Below are 17,362 nucleotides of genomic sequence, written 5' to 3' on the forward strand. Positions count from 1 at the left end.
ACTCCATATGAGTATAATGGAGGTCTAAAACAAGTCCGGCTGAACCGGACGGATATTGAGGGCGAAGCTAGCCGAGAGGCGGGCCGATCACAAGATGGCCCGCCTCTTTGTCGCGTTTGTTCGCTTCTATGTGAATTTGACGCTAACCGTGCCGAAATCACCGAACGATGCCGAGACTGTAGTGCCAGCTTTGGCAGGAACCGGCGCTGTGCATGTGCCGGTGGAGACCCACTCCCCCGCTTTCAGGCTTGATCCCTGATCGGCCAGCGCTTTTGCCATCCATACCAGCGAAGTGAGCGGCGCACCCATGACGTTTGCGCCGGAGCCTTCCTGCACAGTCTCGCCATCGCTCATGCCTTGCACAGGTGCCGAGACAAGATCGGCGTTTTGCCAATCCTTGATTTCGCTGCCGACGATAAAGGCCGAATTGCCCGCGAAATCGACTGTCAGGCCGATGCCGTTTTGAAAGCTCTCGCTGCCGACGCAGCGGCCAATGACCTCCAGCGCGATGTGGCATGAGGCGACCGCATCGGCGGCGGTTTCCTCGTTGATCGCTTCACCTGCAGCGGGATAGTCGCGGGCCATTTTGAACGCGTATTCCGGCTCGACTGCCATCACGGTCGGGCGGGCTGCGATTGCGCCGCCCTCTTCCACCAGGCTTGCTTCCACCATCGGGCCATAAAACGGGCCATCGAGGCCGAAGGCTTTTTGTGCGCCGTCATTCGTCGCGCCGACTTTCCAACCAATGTGCGGCGAGCCGAAAGCCGCAACCACGGCCTTCTGATGCTCCAGCGCCTGCGCCATTGTGGGCTTTGGGTCAGGCAATTCGACATGGGCTTGAACGCCCGTACGGCGGGCTTCGGCGATTGCGGTGGCGAATTCGGAACTGTTCATGGAGATACTCTTGATGGTTGCCATTTGCGCCCTTCTAGGCACAATTGAGCCTTTGGGACAGTCTCTGTCCGTCAATTGACCCCAAGAATCACGCCTTATGACCGAAACCCGCTGGCAGCCGCCCGTTCCTCTCATCATCGCTTGCGGCTGCGCCATTGCGCTGCTGGCCTTCGGGCCGCGCTCCGCGATGGGGTTCTTTCAGGAGCCAATCCTGCAAGACAAAGGCTGGGGCAGCACGACTTTCGGGCTGGCGATTGCCATCCAAAACCTCGCTTGGGGTCTAGGTCAACCGATCTTCGGCGCTTTGGCGGACCGTTTCGGCGCGTATAAGTCGCTGGCTGCCGGCGGGATCATCTACGCGGTTGGGCTTTATCTGATGGGCACCGCAGACGCGCCGATCTGGCTGCATATCGGGGGCGGCGTGATGGTGGGGCTTGGCGTGGCGGCTGGCTCGTTCGGCATCATCCTTTCAGTCTTCGCCCGCAATGTGGAGCCTGAAAAGCGTTCCTTCGTCTTCGGAATGGGTACAGCAGCGGGCAGCGCGGGCATGTTCCTGTTTTCGCCTCTCTCTGCCGCCTTGATTGAGAATTTCGGCTGGTCAAATGGGCTCGTCTATATGTCGATCATGATGCTGATCATCCCCGTCCTCGCCATCCCACTCTATGGCAGCGCAAAGGACGCGCGGATGACGCAAGATGCCATCGAGCAGACCATTGGCGAGGCGCTTTCCGAAGCGATGCGGCACAAATCCTATCTCCTGCTCATCACAGGCTTCTTCGTCTGCGGCTTTCAGGTGGCTTTCATCACGGCGCACTTTCCCAAATACATCGCGGACATCGGCATGGCGCCGATCTATGCGGTTTGGGCCATCGCTTTGATCGGACTGTTCAACATTTTCGGCTCGCTCGCTTCCGGTGTGATCGGGCAGAAATATTCAAAGCCTTACTTCCTCGCCCTGCTCTATGTCGGAAGATCGATTGCGGTAACGCTGTTTCTGCTGCTACCGCAAACGCCGACTTCGGTGATCATCTTTTCCATCGTGATGGGCCTTTTGTGGCTTTCCACCGTTGCGCCCACCAACGCGCTGGTCGCTATCATGTTCGGCACGCGGCATTTGGGAATGTTGGGCGGGATCGTTTTCTTCTCCCACCAGATCGGCTCGTTCCTCGGCGTTTATTATGGCGGCTATCTGCGCGATCTTACGGGCAGCTATGACACCGTTTGGTGGCTTGGCGTTGCGCTCGGCCTGTTTGCAGCCGCCGTTCACTGGCCGATCCGTGAAGCGCCGGTAGACAGAACAGCCCAAGGAACAGCAACAGCTTAACGCAATCTCAAATGATTTCAGCTTAGCGTGCGGCCACACAACCGATCTTTTGGGATGGTCGAGCATGAACAACACAATTATTGGCGGCGCGTTTGCGGGCGTCCTCGGGCTTGCAGTTTTGGGCATGGCCGTTTCTTTCGGACCAACCGCACCTGATGAAAACTTCGACTATGCAAACGCGACCGCACAGGAACAGGCCGATTGGCTCAACACCTATGGCCGTTATATCATCGATACGAACGGCGAAGAGATCGTCGGCAAAGACCGCACGATCACGTTTGAAAGCATTGACCCACAGCGCAAGGCGATTGGCTTTCGTGTTCTAACCGAGGCGGAAACCGACGAAGCCAAGGGCATCTTGTCGTCGGACACTTTCACCAAAATCGCCGCTGAACTGTCCAGCAAAGAGCAAAAACGCCTTTGCGACTATGCGCAAGCCAACGAAATGCTGATCGGTGACGCGCTGCTGCAAATCACCGTGCAGATCGACGATCAGGCTCTGCCCGCAATAGATGTGTCCAAAGCAGCCTGCGAGGAACTCAAAAACCGCAAAGAGCCACCAAAGCCACCGCTCGGCCTCACACCGAAAGTTTAAACACCGAACAGGCTTGCGAGCCGTGGGCGAAGAGTTTGCCGTTTTCGTCTTCAAGGCGGCCTTCGGCGGTGGCAACCTGGCGGCCGGGATGGACAACCTTTGCGCGGGCGAACAGGCGGCCAGTTTGAGGCGTGATAGGGCGCACGAAGTTCACTTTGAGATCAATTGACGTGCTGGCGAAGCCAACGGGGCAGAGCGTTTGTACGGCGCAGGCCATCGCTGAATCCAGCAAGGTCGCCGCGTAACCGCCGTGAACAACGCCCAGCGGGTTCAAGTGGTCTTCGCTTGGCACGCCGGTGAAGACGCACACGCCTTCGCTCACCTCCAGCAGCCGAAATTGCAGGGCGCGGCCAATCGTAGGGGCGGGAAAGTTGCCGTCGATAATGCCTTGGAGGTATTGCAGGCCGTTCAGCTGCACGATTTCTGCGGGGTCGGTCGTGCCGAAGCCCTTGGGCAAATCTATTCCGTCCAGAGTTTCCATCTAAAGCGTCGGCCCTTCCCGTTCTTCTTTTTCCATCGCCCGCCGCACAGCACGAATGAGGCCATCGCGTTCGGGCGGGCAATCTATCGCCCGTGGGCCGAAGACATGCCTGTCGAGAAAGAAGCCGGTCAAGCGAAATCCGTCTTCAATTGTGGCCAAAGACGCGCTTTCAACTTCCAGCGGATTGGCCACCAATAGAAACGGTGGAAGCGGCAACATGCGTTCGGCGTAGGGCGCGCCCGCCTCGCGGTTGACGGCGCGGCCGGATTTGGGCGAGACGTAGATAAGATCGCGCCGCCTGCCTGTGGCTGCACATTGCGTCAGGTCCAGGCCAAAACCCAGTTCATCGAGAATTGCCAGTTCAAAACGCACGAACAATTCGCCTGCGATATCGGGTGCGGTGAGATTGTCGAGCACAATGTTCAGCATAGCGAACAGCGCGGGATGCGCGTCGCGTTCGGGCAGCAGGCGCAGATGGGCGGCGATGGTTTGCAGTGCGTAGACGCCGTGCGGCGTCTCCATCAATTTCGCTGCGCGCGCGCCAGTGGATTCCAGCTTGAATTGACCCAGATGATCTTCCAGCCGCGCCCGCCAGACGGCGCGGACGGAATTGCCCGGTTGCAAAAGCGGGCGCAGCGTGCGCGACCGTCCGCCTTGCACGAGGCCGAGGTGTCGGCCCCGTTCGCGGGTCATCAATTCGGCAATGACGCTGGTTTCGCCATGCTTCTTCACGCCCAGAACAACAGCATCGTCGGTCCATTCCATGGCGTGGTTCTAGCCGATCATTTGGGAAATTGCAGGCCCATTTCCTGATAGCGTTCAGGATCATCAATCCAGTTTTCACGCACTTTGACGAACAGGAACAGGTGAACATCGCGGTCCAGCAGCTCTTTTAGCTCGGCGCGGGATTGGCGCGAGATGGCCTTGATCGTCTCGCCCTTCTTGCCGATGACGATCTTTTTGTGGGCATCGCGCTGGATGTAGATCACCTGCCCGATGCGAACGCTGCCGTCTTTCTTCTCTTCCCAGCTTTCGGTTTCCACGTGGGCGGAATACGGCAATTCCTGGTGGAGGCGAAGGTAGAGCTTTTCGCGGGTTACTTCCGCCGCCATCATCTTGGTGGGGAAATCGGAGACTTGTTCCGGCGGATAGAGCCATGGGCCTTGGGGCATCAACTCGGCAAGGCAATCGAGATAGTCCTTACAGCCGGTGCCTTTAAGCGCGGAAACCATGAACGTGTGGTCGAATTCGACGATTTCGTTGGCCTTGGCGATGAGGGCCAGCAATTCGTCGGAGCGAACGCGGTCGATCTTGTTGAGCAGCAGAATGCGCGTGCCCTGACGGTTTTTGAGCGCTTCCAAGATCCGCTCGGCGTCGCCCTTGATGCCGCGCTCGGCGTCGATGAGCAGCGTGGTAATATCAGCGTCCTTCGCGCCGCCCCACGCGGCATCCACCATTGCGCGGTCAAGCCTGCGGCGCGGCTGGAATATGCCGGGCGTGTCGACAAAGATGATCTGCGAGCCGCTGTGCATGACGATGCCGCGCACGGTTGTGCGGGTGGTTTGGACCTTGTGGCTGACGATGGAGACTTTGGTTCCCACAAGCTGATTGATTAGCGTGGATTTGCCCGCATTGGGCGCACCGATAAGTGCGACGAAGCCTGCCTTTTGTTCTGCCAGAGGAACCGATGGCGCGAGGTTGGAACCGCCTCCCAGAAATTCTTCGATATCGAGTTCGACGCCGCGAGGCTCTTCTTCGGCCATTATGTGATGCTCATTTGTTGGTGCGCTCTTCTATTGTTCCATCGGATTTTTTCACCCATGCACCTTCGCGCAACAGGATTGTCTCAGCCGCTTTTTGCTCCGCAGCGCGTTTGGAGCGCCCCCTGCCCCGCGCTCCCTTGGTGCCGCCGACCGTCACTTTGACGATGAAAGTCGGGTCATGGTCCGGGCCTTCGCGTTCAAAAATCTCATAGATGGGTGTTTGAAAGTTTTTCGAATGCGCCCACTCTTGAAGCGCGGTCTTGCTGTCGCGGTTGGCGGCATCGGCTTGGTGTATCCGGTCGCCCCAGAAACGCGCCACGAATGACCGCGCAGCATCCAGTCCGGCATCGAGATAGATGGCTGCGATGAGCGATTCCACGACATCGGCGCGCACGCTCTTCATGCGCTTGCCGGTCAGCTGTTTGACGTCCGCACCTGCCTTGATGAAATCGTGCAGGCCGATTTCGTCGGCAATCGCAGCGCATGTCGTTCCGCTGACGAGGGAATTGAGCCGAACCGCCAATTCGCCTTCACGCGCTTTGGGAAAAGCTGCAAACAGCATGTCGGCGATGCACAGGCCCAAAACACGGTCGCCCAGAAATTCCAGCCGCTCGTAGTGTGAAATCTCGCCAACCCGCTTGCTGGCGCTGGCATGGGTGAGCGCACGGGTCAGCCGCTCATGGCTGTTGAATGTATGGCCAACGCGCGATTCCAGATCGGCTAGGTGGGCAATGTCGGGTTCGTTTTTGGCGCGTTGCAAAAGCTATAGTCCGTCGAACAATCGGCCCCAGCGCATGTCGCTCGGCCATTTCCAGATGTGCCAGGCGGGGGTTCCGTTTTCCATAGACAGGAAGATGAAACGCGCCTTGCCGACCAGATGATCGGCTGGAACGAGGCCTACATCATAGCGGCTATCGGCAGAGTTGTCGCGGTTGTCGCCGAGAAAGAAATACTTTCCTTCCGGCACTTCGAATACAGGCGTGCTGTCGCCGCTGCTGCCGGGTTGAACGTCCAGAGTTCCATACATCGCGCCGTTATCCATGCGCTCCTGAATGATCGGGGTTTGGATGATGCGACCCTGAAAGTCTCCTTCGAACATGCCGTTTTGCAGCCGCTCAATGGGTTGGCCGTTCACCAGCACCACGCTATCACGCAATTGCACCTTGTCGCCGGGCAGACCAACGACGCGCTTGATGTAGTCTTTCGACGGATCGGGTGGGTATTTGAACACCACGACATCGCCCCGCTCTGGGTCAGAGCCAAAGATGCGGCCCGAGAAGATTGGTGGGCTGAAAGGCAAAGAATGGCGCGAGAAGCCGTAGCTCCATTTGGAGACGAAAACGTAGTCGCCAACAAGCAAAGTTGGTTTCATGCTGCCGGATGGAATGGAAAACGGCTGGACGATGAAAGAGCGGATGATAACCGCCAGCAGGATCGCCTGAATGACGACCGAAATGGTCTCGCGGATCGCGCCGCCTTCTTTCGCTTTTTCGGTGGTAGCCAAAGTGTTTTCCTGTCTCATGCGCCCGTCCGCGTCACGGGCTTGCTTATGGCGATGGACGGCCTTGGGGGCAAGGGGTTTGGCCGATTTAGCTAACCGCTAGCCGATACGCTGTTATGAGGCGTCCAGCCGCTCTCGCGCTGCGCGGAAGATATCGTGAAACATGGCCTCGGTAAGGCGGCCTGTATTGGTGTTGTAGCGTGAGCAATGATAGCTGGAGATAACGGTATAGCGGCCCATTTTATGCTCGACACCGTGACCGAAGGGCACCGCCGCCACCCGCTCCCCCAGCGCTCGCGCCGTGCTATCGTGGGAAATCTTGCCCAGCGTGACCAGAATTTCCAGCTTGGGCAGTTTATCCAGTGTGGCTTGCAGGAAAGGGCGACAAGCGTTGATCTCGGCTCCAACAGGCTTGTTTTGCGGCGGCACGCAACGCACCGCGTTGGTGATGCCGCAATCAACGAGTTTTAGGCTATCGGAAGGGTCTGCACCGTAGCGTCCCTGCGCAAAACCAAATTTCACGAGGGTGTCATACAGCAGATCGCCCGCATAATCGCCGGTGAACGGCCGTCCTGTCTTGTTTGCGCCTTTCAAACCGGGGGCCAAGCCGATGACCAGAAGCCGCACATCCTCCAGCAATCCAGAGCGCGGAAACCAGCTTGGAACAGGTGCGTTGTGCCATGTTGGATTGGCGCCACGATGGTGGTCACGAAATTCCTGCAAGCGCGGGCACAGCGGGCAATCTCGATTGGGTTCTGAGGCTGGCGTCATGCGGCGCTTTTAGTCGTCGTAGCGCTCGTTGTCACCTGATGCAGACGGGCGATCAGCAGGATCGCGGCCAATAGCTTTCTCCAGCGTCAGCAAATCGAGGAAATTATCAGCCTGACGGCGCAGATCGTCAGCAATCATTGGCGGCTGGCTGGCGGTTGTGGACACCACGGTCACCTTTCGACCACGGCGCTGCAAGCGTTCCACCAGATAGCGGAAATCGCCATCGCCGGAAAACAGAACGAAGTGATCGACTGTCTCAGCCAAATCCATCGCATCAATGGCGAGTTCAATGTCCATATTGCCTTTGACCTTGCGACGGCCGGCAGCGTCGGTGAACTCTTTGGCGGGTTTGGTGATGACGGTGTAACCGTTGTAATCCAGCCAATCTATGAGCGGACGTATTGAAGAATATTCCTGATCTTCAATTAGTGCGGTGTAATAGTAGGCGCGCAGCATGTAGCCGCGCTTTTTGAAATGGGTGAGCAATTCTTTGTAATCGATGTCAAAGCCCAAGGCTTTCGAAGTGGCGTAGAGGTTTGCGCCATCAATCATCAAAACAATTTTTTCGCGTTCGTCGAACATAGTATGTCTCGCAAGTTGCCCACACCGGCGAATGGGCGTCCAATAAACAGTTGAAATATAAGGCCGCAGCCAGTGGCGGTTTCGGAGATAATGTAATCAAGTGCAATTCAATTTGCCTTGAGAACAAGCGCCACAGGCGGCTATGCCGCACTGCCCCGCCTTCACTCCTAGATCCGCTTTGCGGCTAAAGAGTGGAAATAACTTGAAATTGCCGCAAAGGTTGCGTAGCACTCCAACAAATACAGACACCCCTCCCCGCAACAGCATTTCAGGAGCCTCTCATGGCCCGCGTTACCGTGGAAGATTGCATCGACAAGGTGCCAAATCGTTTCGAACTCGTCCTCCTCTCCGCCCACCGCTCGCGTCAGATTTCGGCCGGTGGCCAAATTTCCGTTGATCGCGACAACGACAAGAACCCTGTTGTTGCGCTGCGCGAAATCGCGGACGAACAATTGTCGCCCGGCGATCTGAAAGAAGATCTGATCCATTCGCTGCAGAAGCATGTTGAAGTGGACGAGCCGGAAGACGTTATGGAAGCAGCAGACGTTGCCGATGCAGCAGATGCTGACGCACCAGCCGAGGCGCCCGCACAAATCACTTTCGACAACCTGTCGGAAGACGAATTGCTCAGCGGTATTCAAGGCTTGGTGCCACCGGAAAAGACCGACGATTTTTAGAGCCCGAGCGGTATAGAATAAGTTTTGAAGGCCGGTTCTTGTGAATGAACCGGCCTTTTTCGTGTTTATGCGCTAAATTGCCTGCACCAAGGCGATTTTGCTTGCCGCCTGCCCTGCCCGTCTACAATTATAGGTGACGGATAATCACCTGTTAAACGGATCTTCCAACGCCATGATGCGCCAGCACGAGCTTGTCGATCGGGTAGCGAGCTACACGCCTAACATCGACCATGATCTGCTGAACCGCGCCTATGTTTACGCGATGCACAAGCACCGCCACCAAAAGCGCGCATCGGGCGATCCGTATTTCAGCCATCCGCTGGAAGTTGCCGCCATCGTCACCGACCTGCGGCTGGATCAAGACAGTGTGGTAGCCGCATTGTTGCACGACACGATTGAAGACACGGACGCCACCCGCGCAGAGATCGATTCGATGTTTGGCCACGATATCGGCCAGTTGGTCGACGGGCTGACCAAACTGAAGCGGATTGATCTGGTCTCCAAAAAGACCCGACAGGGCGAAAATCTTCGCAAACTGCTGCTGGCGATTTCGGAAGATGTTCGCGTGCTGTTGGTGAAGCTGGCGGATCGACTTCATAATATGCGCACGCTGGGCGCCATGCCAGCGCACAAAAAACAGCGCATCGCCCAAGAAACGATGGACATTTACGCGCCCTTGGCGGGACGCATGGGTATGCAGGATTTGCGCGACGAGCTGGAGGAGCTTTCCTTCCAAACGCTCAACCCTGAAGCCCATGACGTCATCCACGAAAAGCTCGCCAAACTGCGCGAGAAAAGCGCGTCCATCATCGCGGAAATCGAAACGAGTGTGCTCGACAATCTAGCGGCCTACGATATCAAGGCGGTTGTGAAGAGCCGTAACAAGCGGCCCTATTCTGTGTTTCGCAAGATGGAAAGCCGCAACATTTCGTTCGAGCAATTGTCGGATGTCATTGGCTTTCGCGTCTTGGTGGAACGGGTTGAACACTGCTATTTGGCGCTTGGTGCGGTCCACACGCGCTGGGCAGCTGTTCCGGGGCGTTTCAAGGATTATATCTCGACGCCAAAGCAGAACGACTATCGCTCACTCCACACAACAATCGTCGGGCCGTCGAGGCAGCGCGTGGAACTGCAAATCCGCACCCACGAAATGAACGATATCGCGGAATACGGGATTGCCGTTCACGCGCTCTATAAAGACGGCATCTATTCGGCGCCGGAGACTACCGAGGCATCCGGCTCGCTGAAGGGGTTGGACGCCAGCGAAAGCCGCGCCTATTCGTGGCTACGTCGCACGGTTGAAAACCTCTCAGAAGGCGATCATCCCGACGATGTGCTGGAACACACGCGGCTGGAACTGTTCCACGATCAGGTTTTCTGCTTCACACCAAAAGGCCGCTTGATTGCACTTCCCAACGGCGCAACCGCAATCGACTTTGCCTATGCGGTTCACACCGATGTCGGCAATTCCTGCGTCGGCTGCCGCATCAACGGGCAAGCCTCACCGGTGGTGACGAAACTGCGCAACGGTGACGAAGTCCACGTGATTCGCTCGGAAGGCCACACCCCGCCATTGGCTTGGGAAAATGTGGTTATGACGGGCAAAGCGCGGGCCGGTATCCGCCGCGCAACCCGTGTCGCGCGGCAAAAGCAGTATCTCGGCCTGGGTGAAAAAATTCTTACCGCCACCTTCCGCCGTGCCAACCACGATTTCGATGCGAAAAAATTGGCGCCCGTTCTGTCAAAACTGGCCTACTCTCGAGTGGAAGATGCAATTGCTGCGGTGGGCCGGGGCGAGGTTCCGCCGGAAGATGTGCTCAAGGCCGTCTTCCCTGACTACCAGAAAGAACGCAGCCAGCGTGGCACCGGCGCAGGCGGCGAAGGCTGGTTCAATATGACGGGCGTGGCCAACATCATGTTCCGCATACCGGGCTTGCGAAACCAGAAACACACCGAAGCTGCCCGCGACGTCTCCGCTGCCATACCCATCAGCGGCGCTGGCGAGGGCTTGCCGGTTTCCATCGATCCGGAAGGCGGCGCGGTGCCGGGAGATCGGATTGTGGGCATTCTAACGCCGGGCGAAGGCATCACAGTCTATCCGATCCAGGCCACCGCATTACAGAAATTTGAAGACAGTGCGGATCAGTGGTTAGACCTGCGTTGGGATATTGACGAGGACAATCCTGCCCGCTTTCCCGCCAAGGTGGCGCTGACGGCGGTAAACAGCCCTGGCGTGCTGGCGGAAATCTCTGATTTGATTGCACGGACTGACGCCAATATCGCCAACCTCTATGTTGCCTCACCCGAACAGGGGCTGACGCAAATGACTTTCGGGGTGGAGGTCTGGGACTTGAAACATCTCAACCGTCTGCTGTCAGAACTGCGGGGTCTGGATGTGGTCAACAGCGTTGAACGGCACCACGACTGACCGCTTCATTTTTTCGCGCCCCGCTTGCGCCACAAACGGCCTATTAACGCCCATAGTGTAGGCAGGGGGCGAACCGTTGGTTTTTGCGGCGGTGGGCTGGGAAGTAGTTGGATTAATGTTGTTCAAACGCCGTAAGGCTGCCTCATTGCTGGAGACGCTGCGGGTTTGGATTTGGCCGCGACGTTCTTGGCTGCGCTCAACACAATATGTGACCAAGCGCATTTTGCGCATTACAGCCACACCGCACTCGATAGCCGCTGGCGTGGCCGCGGGTGTTTTCACCTCGTTCACGCCATTCATGGGCCTGCACTTTCTGTTCGCGTTTGCGCTGGCTTGGGCATTGCGCGGCAGCTTGATTGCTTCTGCGCTCGGCACTTTCTTTGGCAATCCACTCACTTTTCCCATCATCTGGACGGCAACGTTCAACACCGGCAACTATCTGCTTGGCAACCATGGCATGGCCCACGAGGCTTTGGGCATCGGCCACACCATGAAGCGATTGTTCAATGCGACGCTCGATTTGAACTTTCACGCGGTGGGACAGGGACTTTCAGATATCTGGTTTCCACTCCTCTACCCCATGACAATTGGCGGGGCGCTGTTGGGGCCATTGTTTGCAATACCCGCCTACTTCCTGACCAAACGCGGCACGCAATTGTTTCGCGAGCGGCGTCGCAATGCGGTGATGAAGCGCGCCGAAGCCGTGCGCGAGCGGGCGCGGAAACTCGCGGCAGAGGCGCAGGCGAAACAAAAAGGCAGGACGGTATGATTATCGGTCTTGGCAGCGACCTCATCGATATCCGCCGGATTGAAAAATCGCTGGAGCGGTTTGGCGACCGTTTCACGCAGCGGGTTTTCACCGAAGTCGAGCAAGCCAAAAGCGATCGCCGCCGGATGCGCGCGGCATCTTACGCAAAGCGATTTGCGGCTAAAGAAGCCTGCTCCAAAGCGCTGGGAACGGGCATAAATCGCGGCGTCTTCTGGCGCGATATGGGGGTGGTGAACCTTCCTGGAGGCAAACCGACCATGCAATTGACTGGCGGCGCGGCCACTCGGCTCGACGCCATGACGCCGGACGGAATGACCGCGCATGTTCATCTGACAATCACCGACGACTACCCTCTGGCGCAGGCTTTCGTCGTTATCGAAGCGCTTTAGTCGAGATCAAGGCGCATGGTTATGGATGTGGGTTTGGCATATCCCGCATGCGCGCTTTCACCGACCTTTTCAAAGCCAAGTTTTGCAAAAGCCGCGTGGTTTTCCGTCAATTCAACGCGCGTTTGCAACTCCACCCCAAAAGCCCCCTGCTCTTTCGCTAGGCGGATCGCGGCATTCACCAAGCGGCGGGCGAGGCCTTGCCCCCGCATAGCCTGCGCAACAGCCAGTTTGCCGATATAGAGCGAACCGCCTTCATCACGGGCAAACAGGCAACCAATAATGTGGCCGTTGTGGCGGGCAACAAAGAGTGTCTCGACACGCGCCTTGCGGCGCAGATCATCCGCGGACATGGCGTCTAGAGACGACGGCGGGTCGATGCGTCCTTCCATAAATGCAAAGGCATCTTTCAGGAGCGTGTGAAGTTCGGTCCAATCGACCGAATCCCCATCAGGGTTTCGTTCGATTGTGACGTCGTCCTCCACCATCAACCGCGATCCCGCAACAGACGCGATTTCTCGCGGTTCCAGTCCCGTTTCTTTTCCGTTTCGCGCTTGTCGTGGTTCTTTTTGCCCTTAGCCAATGCCAATTGCAATTTCGCCATGCCACGCTCGTTGAAATACAGCTTCAGAGGAACCAATGTCATTCCATCGCGGGCGACAGCTTGCGAAAGGCGGTCGATTTCCCGCCGAGACATCAGCAATTTACGGCGGCGGCGCGGCTCGTGGTTGTTGCGGTTGCCCATGGCGTATTCAGGAATGTGCGAATTGATGAGCCACAGCTCGCCGTCTTCGTAGCTGGCATAGCTTTCCGCGATGTTTGCCTTGCCGGTGCGCAGCGATTTCACCTCGGTTCCGAGCAGCATAATGCCTGCCTCGAAAGTGTCTTCGATGGCAAAATTGTATCGGGCTTTGCGATTTTCCGACAGCGTTTTGCCGCTGTCCGGCTTCTTCTTCGGTGCCATTTTTGGGCGGGCCTCAGCGGCCCCCTTTGTTAGTTCATAAGACCCGCATGAACCAATGCAGCACGCATCGTTTCTTCGGTTTCCTTATCTATGGGCATCAACGGCTTACGCATCGAATTGTTCATTTTTCCCATCAGCGAAAGCGCATATTTAGCACCTGTCGGGTTTGGCTCTATGAACAGGGCGGTGTGCAGCGGTAGCAGACGGTCTTGAATTTCCCGCGCTGTTGCAAAGTCACCCGACAAGCAGGCTTCCTGAAATTTCGCGCACAGAGCAGGCGCGACATTGGCAGTAACCGAAATGCAGCCGTGTCCGCCATGCGCGTCAAAACCTAAAGCGGTTGAATCTTCGCCGGACAATTGGATGAAATCCTTGCCGCAGGTCGCCCGTTGTTCAGACACGCGGTCGACCTGCGCAGTCGCGTCTTTCACTCCAACAATGTTGGAATATCCATGCGCAAGTTCGCCCATCGTCTGCGGGGTCATGTCGATTATGGAGCGGCCTGGAATGTTATAGATGAAGATCGGCAGATTCATGCTTTCAGCAATCGCGCCAAAATGTGCTTTCAAGCCCTTCTGGTTCGGCTTGTTGTAATAGGGAGTGACCACCAGAATACCGTCAGCGCCGACTTTCGCCGCAAAACGAGCAAAATCGATGGCCTCTTCGGTATTGTTAGAACCAGCGCCCGCCATCACAGGAACGCGGCCAGCGGCAATCTCAATCGTCATCTCGATTACGCGCTTATGCTCAGCATGTGTCAACGTAGGCGATTCGCCCGTGGTGCCCACTGGCACGAGGCCGTGAGAACCTTCACCGATCTGCCATTCGACAAAGTCGCCAAATGCTTTTTCATCGACAGAGCCGTCATCAGCAAAAGGGGTGACGAGTGCGGGCATCGAGCCGTGAAATTTGGGAAGGGACACTGGTTATCTCCGCTCAGGAAAGGTCCGCGCGGGCTACCATTGGGCACCGTCACACTTGAACCGTATTGCTTGTCTATTCAGCGCGGCAACATAGGGATACGGGTCGGGCGCGGCAAGGCGAAAGCTGCAATTGCGTCAGTTGTGGTAAGGTTTTGTTAACGCGGCCTTCACCTCTTTGCGGCATGTTAAACCGCTCGACTGAGTATCCTCCCGCGTATCTTCGGAGCGACCCGCAAATGTTCCCTCGTTTCCTCATTTTGCAAACACCCCGTATCGTCGCCAAAGCAGCTTTGACGGCAGCTCTGAGCAGTGCGCTGGTTGCCACTTCTTTTGCCACCAACAGCACCGGAAGCGTGTCGACCTATGGCGCAGCGGCACAGTTTGGCAAACTCTCCACCCGTGGTTCGGTCGACATAAAACCCGCATCAGCCACACTGAAGCGTGGACTTGCCGCACTTGATAAACGCGATATGCAGAACGCGCTTGCCGCTCGCGAGCAATTGCAGGCCGGATCTCTGGAGCGCAAGGTTCTCGATTGGGCCATTGCCATGAACGGCAACGGCGTCCCTGCCCGCACTTTGGTTGGCATTTCCTCTGATCTGGCCAACTGGCCGGGCGCGAAAACGATGCGCATCAATGTGGAACGCGCATTGGTGCGCGAAAGCAATAGCGCTGCGCTGCGCGTGGCGTTTAGCCAGTCCCAGCCGGAAAGTCTTGAAGCCAGCATTGCGCTCGCCAAGGCACATCTCAACGCTGGCGACGGCAGTGTTGCCCGCAATGCCATTGCTCCAATCTGGCACTCACGCAAACTGTCGCAAAGCGATCAGCGCACAATTCTCAATACGTTTGACAAAGTGTTGTCGCGCGACGACCACCGGGCGCGTATTGAATACCTACTCACCATCAACCGCTTGCGCGAAGCAGAGCGACTGGCTGGCAAAGCTGGTATGACACGCCTCGTTAAAGCGCGCGCTGCTGTAGTGCGCAAACAACGCGGCGCAGCCGATGCTCTCGCCACCGTTCCCGCTTCGCAGAAGTCTCACCCTAATTACCTTGTCAGCCACGCACGCCATTTGCGCGGCAAGGAGCAATTGTCCCGCGCAGCCAAGGTATTGCTGTCGATTGATCTCGATAAAGTCCATCCAAACGCTGCTGATGCCCTGTGGGTGGAGAAGCGGATCCTCGCTTCCGATCTGATCGAAATCAAAAAATACAAGACCGCCTACAGCCTCGCCTCTCGAAACGTAGCGAAGTCGGCCAAGCGTCGATTGGATGCAGAGTTTCTCGCTGGTTGGATAGCGTTGCGCAAAATTGGTGATGCAAAAACCGCTGCCCAGCATTTCGCTCGATTGGTGAAAATCGCATCGACGCCGGTGAGCCTGTCGCGTGGACACTATTGGCATGGTCGTGCTCTGGAAGCCGATGGCAACATAAAGGACGCCCGCCGCGCCTACGCAAAGGGCGCACAACACGATACGACTTTTTACGGCCAGTTGGCCGCAATCAAGAGCGGTCGTTCGAAGATCAACATCGCGTCCGCAAGCCCTACGAAAAATGACCGCGCGTCCTTTGCGAATTTTGAATTGGTGCAGGCCATTGCAAAGCTGGAATCAGCAGGGCATCCGAACCGTGCCCGCACGATTTATCGCCATCTCGCGCGTCATTTGGAAACGCCGGGCCATCTTGCGCTTTTGGCTGCCCGTGCCGAAGCACGGGGCGATCATCAGCTCGGCCTTCAAGTAGGCAAGACCGGATTCAGCCGCGGCATGGAAGTGGACAAGGTGGCTTGGCCTTTGGGCGCTATCCCTTCAAACGCACGGCTTGGAAAATCCGGCACCGCCTTGGCATACGCGATTTCACGGCAGGAAAGCACGTTCCAGATAGATGCCCGCAGCCACGCCAACGCTTTGGGCCTCATGCAATTGTTGCCCGGAACAGCCAAGCAAACCGCCCGCCGCGTCGGTGTGAAATATTCAAAATCGCGTCTGACCCGCGATGCGTCCTACAACGCGCTTCTGGGCACCGCTTATCTCGACCAGCAAATGGAACGCTTTGGCGGCTCGCTGATTTTGACATTTATCGCCTACAATGCTGGCCCTTCCCGCGTGAACCAATGGATTGAACGCAACGGCGACCCGCGCGGCGCATCCTTGGAGTTTGTGGTCGATTGGATCGAGAAAATTCCGTTTTCTGAGACACGCAATTACGTTCAACGCGTGATGGAAAATCTCCAAGTCTACAAACGCCGCATTGAGGGCAGCAAGCTGACCATCGAGAGCGATTTGCGCCGTGGACGCGGCGCTTAGCGGCTTTCGCGATTGAGCTTTCGTGGATATGGTGCGCGCTGACCAAGGGGTGAGCTGTGGCATTGAACTTTGAGAAAACAGAGCGTTTTCCCGCCAACGCAAAGGTGAGCGAAGTCTTCGTTGAGCGCACGCCGTTTGCCGTTTCGATGCGCGATGCTGTGCAGCTAAGAGGCTTTCGCTACCGGGTTCGTAACGGCGGAAATAAGCGCAACCATCTGCCCGTTTTGTGCATCCCGAGCGATCTTGGCAACGCAATGGAATTCGACCGTTTCGCGCGGCAATTGCTCATGCAGGAAAACGGACCAACCGCCCTTTACAGCGTATCCCTGCGTGGGCGTGGCGGTTCTGACGCCGGCAGCGTAGCGACGTATTCGCCACTGATAGCCGCTGAGGATATCATATCCGTTTGCGATGCTCTCAACGTCCATGAGGTCGCTTTGCTGGCGAATGCAGGCGGTGCTTTGCCTGCCTTGCTGATGGCACCCAAGCGCCCTGCCCTGATTGAGAAGCTGATCTTGAATGACGCTGCGCCAGAACGTGACGATGTGGGCATTGCCCGCGTTCGAACGCTTGCCAAAAATCACACCCCAGCCAAGACTTTGGAAGACGCTATCCAGCGCGAAAAAGACATGCTGGGCTCCATGTTTCCGGCTTTTGGCGAGCCGGATTGGCGCGAAAAGGTGGAAGCTGCCTGGCATGATGGCGAAAAGCTGACCGCAGAACCCGCCTACGACGCAGCGTTGGCCAGATATTTTGACTCCATGAATTTCGAAGATCGCCAGCCACTGCTTTGGGACGAGTTTAAAATCTTTGCGGCGCGCCCGGTGATGGCATTGCGTGGTGAGAAATCGCAACTGATCACGCAGAGGATCATCGACAAGATGCGCGATATTTGCCCCACTCTTTTGGAACGTGTGGTTGCTGGTCAGGGGCACTTCCCGCTGCTGACCAAAGACGATCTGGCCGTCGAAATCGCTGCTTTTCTTCATTCTTGAAAC

General features: G+C 57.0%; 19 protein-coding genes. 8 read left to right on the forward strand and 11 right to left on the reverse strand.

All coding sequences use genetic code 11. From position 1 onward, the window contains the following. Positions 1–126: 126 nt before the first annotated feature. Entirely contained in the window at positions 127–894 is a 768-nt protein-coding gene (locus tag ACFQ14_RS04940; protein ID WP_377211593.1) for a 2-keto-4-pentenoate hydratase, read from the reverse strand. Positions 895–991: 97 nt separating this feature from the next. Between ACFQ14_RS04940 and ACFQ14_RS04945 the strand changes: the two genes are divergently transcribed. Together ACFQ14_RS04945 and ACFQ14_RS04950 are read left to right on the forward strand one after the other, a co-directional pair. Further along, positions 992–2,218 carry an MFS transporter gene (locus ACFQ14_RS04945; protein WP_377211594.1) on the forward strand — a complete coding sequence of 409 codons (1,227 nt, stop codon included), beginning with the start codon at positions 992–994 and terminating at the stop codon, positions 2,216–2,218. 64 nt (positions 2,219–2,282) lie between these two features. Next, a complete protein-coding gene (locus ACFQ14_RS04950) occupies positions 2,283–2,813 on the forward strand; it encodes a hypothetical protein (protein ID WP_377211595.1) in 531 nt (176 codons plus the stop codon). On the opposite strand, the gene ACFQ14_RS04955 is transcribed toward ACFQ14_RS04950, so the two are convergent. The 7 genes from ACFQ14_RS04955 to ACFQ14_RS04985 all read right to left on the reverse strand — a co-directional run bounded on the left by ACFQ14_RS04955 (position 2,797) and on the right by ACFQ14_RS04985 (position 7,911). Beyond that, the gene (locus tag ACFQ14_RS04955) at positions 2,797–3,294 is read right to left on the reverse strand and encodes a PaaI family thioesterase (protein WP_377211596.1); all 498 of its coding nucleotides are present in this window, start codon (positions 3,292–3,294) and stop codon (positions 2,797–2,799) included. The two genes, ACFQ14_RS04950 and ACFQ14_RS04955, sit on opposite strands and share 17 nt — an antisense overlap. Next, positions 3,295–4,059, reverse strand: coding sequence for a DNA repair protein RecO (gene recO, locus ACFQ14_RS04960; protein WP_377211597.1), 765 nt, complete (start codon positions 4,057–4,059; stop codon positions 3,295–3,297). A gap of 17 nt (positions 4,060–4,076) precedes the next feature. Next, positions 4,077–5,057 carry a GTPase Era gene (gene era / locus ACFQ14_RS04965; RefSeq protein WP_377211598.1) on the reverse strand — a complete coding sequence of 327 codons (981 nt, stop codon included), beginning with the start codon at positions 5,055–5,057 and terminating at the stop codon, positions 4,077–4,079. Between the two features lie 10 nt (positions 5,058–5,067). After that, positions 5,068–5,817 (reverse strand): ribonuclease III, encoded by a 750-nt coding sequence (gene rnc, locus ACFQ14_RS04970; protein WP_377211599.1) that lies wholly within the window; start codon positions 5,815–5,817, stop codon positions 5,068–5,070. A gap of 3 nt (positions 5,818–5,820) precedes the next feature. Further along, positions 5,821–6,561 (reverse strand): signal peptidase I, encoded by a 741-nt coding sequence (lepB, locus tag ACFQ14_RS04975; RefSeq protein ID WP_377211600.1) that lies wholly within the window; start codon positions 6,559–6,561, stop codon positions 5,821–5,823. Between the two features lie 111 nt (positions 6,562–6,672). Further along, entirely contained in the window at positions 6,673–7,329 is a 657-nt protein-coding gene (locus ACFQ14_RS04980; RefSeq protein ID WP_377211601.1) for a uracil-DNA glycosylase, read from the reverse strand. 9 nt (positions 7,330–7,338) lie between these two features. After that, positions 7,339–7,911: a LabA-like NYN domain-containing protein gene (locus tag ACFQ14_RS04985; RefSeq protein WP_377211602.1), complete on the reverse strand. Its 573-nt coding sequence runs from the start codon at positions 7,909–7,911 to the stop codon at positions 7,339–7,341. A gap of 281 nt (positions 7,912–8,192) precedes the next feature. On the opposite strand from ACFQ14_RS04985, the gene rpoZ reads away from it, so the two are divergent. The 4 genes from rpoZ (at position 8,193) to acpS (ending at position 12,174) form a co-directional block, all read left to right on the forward strand. Next, complete coding sequence (rpoZ, locus tag ACFQ14_RS04990; protein ID WP_377211603.1) at positions 8,193–8,588, forward strand: DNA-directed RNA polymerase subunit omega; 396 nt, start codon at positions 8,193–8,195, stop codon at positions 8,586–8,588. Positions 8,589–8,760: 172 nt separating this feature from the next. Next, positions 8,761–11,016: a RelA/SpoT family protein gene (locus ACFQ14_RS04995; protein ID WP_377211604.1), complete on the forward strand. Its 2,256-nt coding sequence runs from the start codon at positions 8,761–8,763 to the stop codon at positions 11,014–11,016. Between the two features lie 115 nt (positions 11,017–11,131). Next, the gene (locus tag ACFQ14_RS05000; RefSeq protein WP_377211605.1) at positions 11,132–11,785 is read left to right on the forward strand and encodes a DUF2062 domain-containing protein; all 654 of its coding nucleotides are present in this window, start codon (positions 11,132–11,134) and stop codon (positions 11,783–11,785) included. Then, positions 11,782–12,174: a holo-ACP synthase gene (gene acpS, locus ACFQ14_RS05005; protein ID WP_377211606.1), complete on the forward strand. Its 393-nt coding sequence runs from the start codon at positions 11,782–11,784 to the stop codon at positions 12,172–12,174. Before ACFQ14_RS05000 ends, acpS begins: the two co-directional genes overlap by 4 nt. Here the strand turns inward: acpS and ACFQ14_RS05010 are convergent. From ACFQ14_RS05010 to dapA, 3 genes are read right to left on the reverse strand one after another with little or no spacing between them, the layout of a single operon-like run. Then, positions 12,171–12,659: a GNAT family N-acetyltransferase gene (locus ACFQ14_RS05010; RefSeq protein WP_377211607.1), complete on the reverse strand. Its 489-nt coding sequence runs from the start codon at positions 12,657–12,659 to the stop codon at positions 12,171–12,173. The two genes, acpS and ACFQ14_RS05010, sit on opposite strands and share 4 nt — an antisense overlap. Next, a complete protein-coding gene (gene smpB / locus ACFQ14_RS05015; protein WP_377211608.1) occupies positions 12,659–13,135 on the reverse strand; it encodes an SsrA-binding protein SmpB in 477 nt (158 codons plus the stop codon). Before smpB ends, ACFQ14_RS05010 begins: the two co-directional genes overlap by 1 nt. 29 nt (positions 13,136–13,164) lie before the next feature. Continuing rightward, positions 13,165–14,031, reverse strand: coding sequence for a 4-hydroxy-tetrahydrodipicolinate synthase (gene dapA / locus ACFQ14_RS05020; RefSeq protein WP_449301297.1), 867 nt, complete (start codon positions 14,029–14,031; stop codon positions 13,165–13,167). 263 nt (positions 14,032–14,294) lie between these two features. Here dapA and ACFQ14_RS05025 point away from each other — a divergent pair, with 263 nt between their 5' ends. Both ACFQ14_RS05025 and ACFQ14_RS05030 read left to right on the forward strand, forming a co-directional pair. After that, positions 14,295–16,364 carry a lytic transglycosylase domain-containing protein gene (locus tag ACFQ14_RS05025; protein ID WP_377211610.1) on the forward strand — a complete coding sequence of 690 codons (2,070 nt, stop codon included), beginning with the start codon at positions 14,295–14,297 and terminating at the stop codon, positions 16,362–16,364. 56 nt (positions 16,365–16,420) lie between these two features. Further along, positions 16,421–17,359, forward strand: coding sequence for an alpha/beta fold hydrolase (locus ACFQ14_RS05030; RefSeq protein ID WP_377211611.1), 939 nt, complete (start codon positions 16,421–16,423; stop codon positions 17,357–17,359). Positions 17,360–17,362 lie beyond the last annotated feature (3 nt).

Source organism: Pseudahrensia aquimaris (assembly GCF_042676045.1).
In the GTDB taxonomy this organism is placed as follows: Bacteria; Pseudomonadota; Alphaproteobacteria; order Rhizobiales; family Rhizobiaceae; genus Pseudahrensia; species Pseudahrensia aquimaris.

Excerpts from the sequence above, each read along its gene's own strand:
- ACFQ14_RS04955 (WP_377211596.1), bottom strand. The coding sequence starts at position 3,294 with ATGGAAACTCTGGACGGAATAGATTTGCCCAAGGGCTTCGGCACGACC.
- era (WP_377211598.1), bottom strand. The coding sequence starts at position 5,057 with ATGGCCGAAGAAGAGCCTCGCGGCGTCGAACTCGATATCGAAGAATTT.
- ACFQ14_RS05010 (WP_377211607.1), bottom strand. The coding sequence starts at position 12,659 with ATGGTGGAGGACGACGTCACAATCGAACGAAACCCTGATGGGGATTCG.
- ACFQ14_RS04940 (WP_377211593.1), bottom strand. The coding sequence starts at position 894 with ATGAACAGTTCCGAATTCGCCACCGCAATCGCCGAAGCCCGCCGTACG.
- ACFQ14_RS04980 (WP_377211601.1), bottom strand. The coding sequence starts at position 7,329 with ATGACGCCAGCCTCAGAACCCAATCGAGATTGCCCGCTGTGCCCGCGC.
- ACFQ14_RS04995 (WP_377211604.1), top strand. The coding sequence starts at position 8,761 with ATGATGCGCCAGCACGAGCTTGTCGATCGGGTAGCGAGCTACACGCCT.
- recO (WP_377211597.1), bottom strand. The coding sequence starts at position 4,059 with ATGGAATGGACCGACGATGCTGTTGTTCTGGGCGTGAAGAAGCATGGC.
- rpoZ (WP_377211603.1), top strand. The coding sequence starts at position 8,193 with ATGGCCCGCGTTACCGTGGAAGATTGCATCGACAAGGTGCCAAATCGT.
- ACFQ14_RS05000 (WP_377211605.1), top strand. The coding sequence starts at position 11,132 with ATGTTGTTCAAACGCCGTAAGGCTGCCTCATTGCTGGAGACGCTGCGG.
- dapA (WP_449301297.1), bottom strand. The coding sequence starts at position 14,031 with ATGCCCGCACTCGTCACCCCTTTTGCTGATGACGGCTCTGTCGATGAA.
- ACFQ14_RS04945 (WP_377211594.1), top strand. The coding sequence starts at position 992 with ATGACCGAAACCCGCTGGCAGCCGCCCGTTCCTCTCATCATCGCTTGC.
- ACFQ14_RS04950 (WP_377211595.1), top strand. The coding sequence starts at position 2,283 with ATGAACAACACAATTATTGGCGGCGCGTTTGCGGGCGTCCTCGGGCTT.
- smpB (WP_377211608.1), bottom strand. The coding sequence starts at position 13,135 with ATGGCACCGAAGAAGAAGCCGGACAGCGGCAAAACGCTGTCGGAAAAT.
- ACFQ14_RS04985 (WP_377211602.1), bottom strand. The coding sequence starts at position 7,911 with ATGTTCGACGAACGCGAAAAAATTGTTTTGATGATTGATGGCGCAAAC.
- ACFQ14_RS05025 (WP_377211610.1), top strand. The coding sequence starts at position 14,295 with ATGTTCCCTCGTTTCCTCATTTTGCAAACACCCCGTATCGTCGCCAAA.
- acpS (WP_377211606.1), top strand. The coding sequence starts at position 11,782 with ATGATTATCGGTCTTGGCAGCGACCTCATCGATATCCGCCGGATTGAA.